The organism is Parasutterella secunda, assembly GCF_016901835.1.
In the GTDB taxonomy this organism is placed as follows: domain Bacteria; phylum Pseudomonadota; class Gammaproteobacteria; order Burkholderiales; family Burkholderiaceae_F; genus Aphodousia; species Aphodousia faecavium.
This window is the reverse complement of sequence record NZ_JACJKX010000061.1, coordinates 1-224: the sequence shown is the minus strand read 5'-3', so window position 1 is coordinate 224 and position 224 is coordinate 1. Positions and strand designations below refer to the sequence as shown.

At 51.3% G+C, this 224-nt stretch carries 1 rRNA gene; it reads right to left on the bottom strand.

Annotated features, from left to right (window positions below):
- Positions 1-224 (bottom strand): 23S ribosomal RNA (locus H5985_RS09345); the annotation flags it as partial.

The window sequence follows — 224 nt, the reverse complement described above, 5'->3', positions numbered from 1 at the left end:
GCAACTACTCGCTCTATTCGAACTCGCTTTCGCTACGCCTCCCCTACTCGGTTAAGCTCGCTACTGAACGTAAGTCGCTGACCCATTATGCAAAAGGTACGCAGTCACCCCGAAGGGCTCCTACTGTTTGTATGTATGCGGTTTCAGATTCTATTTCACTCCCCTCCCGGGGTTCTTTTCGCCTTTCCCTCACGGTACTGGTTCACTATCGGTCGATTACGAGT